Here is a 2,534-nt window from a genome sequence, read left to right on the forward strand (position 1 = left end):
TATCAACCTTAACTTCTCTAAATTTGCTCACAATCTCTTAACTTGACGCGTATGATTAACATGAGTGGGTGCCTCCTCTGGTGTTAAGTTATTTACTTGTTCTTTTAAGTCTTCAAGATCCTTTACTAAACCTGCTTCACTATCACCAATAATGTCTTTTAGAGATTGGATTTTAGTTTGTGCTGTCTGTAATTCAGTATTTAGGATACTAACAATCTCTTTGTTTATATCCTGTACTAACTTCCGACAGCTTTTTTAACGGTATAACCACTTGCCGCTTTTTTAAGTCCTTTACATCCTTATCAGTACCAGTTTTTAGCGTAACAAAGTCAATATTTTTTACAATTTGACCTTCTTGTTGTGTACTAGTGCTGTTTCCCATATTGCTATAAACTTCATTTTCCTGCAAGAATTGTGCTTCATTTTGTAAACTATTATGCATACAAATACCTCCAAAGTATCGTTAAAAATTTTTAAACCAGTTCTCAACCCTATACTGCTTTTTCTTTAGGTTTATAAACACTAATTTACAGATATTCGGGTTGATATTGGACATATGTCATTGCTTCCATGAGTTCATCATTGGAACCTTGAGAAGAAATATTAGGTACACTCTCAAAGATCTTTTCGCTCTCTTCAGGACGCATCTGATCAACTTTATCAAGAATCTCCTTCAGTTTTTCACTCTGTTCCCCAAGTTTCTCTTTCAACATCTCAATAATAGCATTAGATTGATCTTTACTGCCGAGGTTACCAACCACAGATATAACTTTTTCATAAGGCAGTTTGTGAATAATATCCTTTAGATCTTTTGGGCTTAGCTCATTCAAAAGTTTTGCAAATTGTTCATCGGACATATTCTGAGCAAGAATCTGAAGTTTCTCAGGGTCAATTAGGGAATCAATTATAACTTTAATTCTGCTAGGGTCAGTTAAATCTTGAGCTATTGCTACGAGCTGCCTATCATCCAGCTTATTAACCAAATCTTTCAGTTGATCTTCTTGCAGGCTACTTACTAGAGCTCTTAGCTGATCAACTCCCAATTCTTTAGAAAGTATTGTCAGGTGGTGCTCAGCCAAGTCTTTCACAATCACTGTAAACTGCTCATAATCTAAACTTGTAATAAACACTTTAAATTGATCCATCTTTAAGTGAGGCAAAAGATTTTTTACCTGATCTGGCTCCAATCCTCTCACCAAACTTCCAAGTTGGTCTTCATTTAAAGTAGGAACGATAATTTTCAGTTTTGTCTCATTTAATTCCTGAGCAAGAGTTTCTAGTTGGTGATTGGTAAAATGATCAACTAAAGCTTGAAGCTGGTCATCGGTTAAATACTTTGCTATAGCTTGTAATTGTTTATCATTGATAGTATTAGTAAAAGTTTTTAGCTGTTCATCTGAGAGACCTTTAACGAGGAATTTAATAAATACATTTGATGATAATATATAATCTGATATATTAGATAGTACATTACTTATTATTTCTTTTGCTTCTTCTCTACTGCAAGGTGCTATGCTTTTTTGCAACACTTCGTTGTCTGGTGAGTCGATAATATTTCCTTCTCTGTCTGAAAAATAGTATTTACCGCTCTCATCTCGTGTTATGTATTGGTACTTTGCAGGTTGTACAAGAAGAAAAGGTGGCCAGTACAATTGATGTGGACTTTGAGGCTCTCTAGCAGCAAAACGTTGAGATGTTATATTTACTAGTTCGTCATTAAGATATACAAAAGAGTTCTCATCGTTTACATGATCAACTACATGTTTGTGACGTTGCCCATATATAGTGCAATTTGTGTCATATTTACTTAATTCTTCTTTCCATTTACAGCTATAAGATTGAGCTTTCAGATCTCCTTCCCTTTCTTCAATACATTTTACTATATCTGATGCAGCAGAATGCTGCCCAACATTAGTGCAAAATTTTACTGGTAATTTTAATATTTCACCACTTTTATCATACAGCGGTATAAAAGCAGCTTCAGTAATTCTCGGTTTATCAATAGGGTTACCATATTCGATATCGGGGAGCTCACGTATTACATTACCGCTTTTATTGCCTTTGTACATTTCCAAAGCTGTTCCTAACTGTTTCCCTGGCACTATCTCAAAAACGTGTTTGTTTTCACTCATAAAAATCTCACAATAAATTTACAATTATCAACATTATAATGTCTATTAGTCAATTTATTGCTAAACTAGTATATACTATAATTGCAATAACAGATATCATTCGCATGAGCCTGAATTGCTCTGCTATGCAAGTAGCGCGATACATGAACATTGTGATTTGCGGATCACTTGCGGTTGCAGGTATCTGCTACTTTCATGACACCCTTTCTTGCGGAGATCGCATTTAATAGCCTTTATGTTTAAGAAATTTATTAAATGGAAAAAAAGGCAAAAGAAGCCCTGGCCGTTGTCTATTTTCAGTATTGGCGTTTTTATGTCTTAAACGCTGCAATTTAGCTGCTTTTAAGCGCAACTAGTCTAAGCTATAATATTTAAGAAATTTACCAGACAGAGAAAAAAGAC

The 2,534-nt window shown here is 34.5% G+C and carries 2 protein-coding genes; both read right to left on the reverse strand.

Annotated features, from left to right (window positions below; genetic code table 11):
• Window positions 1-208: 208 nt before the first annotated feature.
• On the reverse strand, window positions 209-442 hold the full coding sequence (locus tag DM84_RS05670; RefSeq protein WP_250779008.1) for a hypothetical protein: 234 nt from the start codon (window positions 440-442) through the stop codon (window positions 209-211).
• A gap of 85 nt (window positions 443-527) precedes the next feature.
• The gene (locus DM84_RS05675; protein ID WP_250779010.1) at window positions 528-2,132 is read right to left on the reverse strand and encodes a magnesium transporter MgtE N-terminal domain-containing protein; all 1,605 of its coding nucleotides are present in this window, start codon (window positions 2,130-2,132) and stop codon (window positions 528-530) included.
• Between the last annotated feature and the right edge of the window lie 402 nt (window positions 2,133-2,534).

The organism is Wolbachia pipientis (genome assembly GCF_023661085.1).
GTDB lineage: Bacteria > Pseudomonadota > Alphaproteobacteria > Rickettsiales > Anaplasmataceae > Wolbachia.

Coding starts and splice junctions, on each gene's coding strand:
- DM84_RS05675 (WP_250779010.1), bottom strand. CDS start 2,132: ATGAGTGAAAACAAACACGTTTTTGAGATAGTGCCAGGGAAACAGTTA.
- DM84_RS05670 (WP_250779008.1), bottom strand. CDS start 442: ATGCATAATAGTTTACAAAATGAAGCACAATTCTTGCAGGAAAATGAA.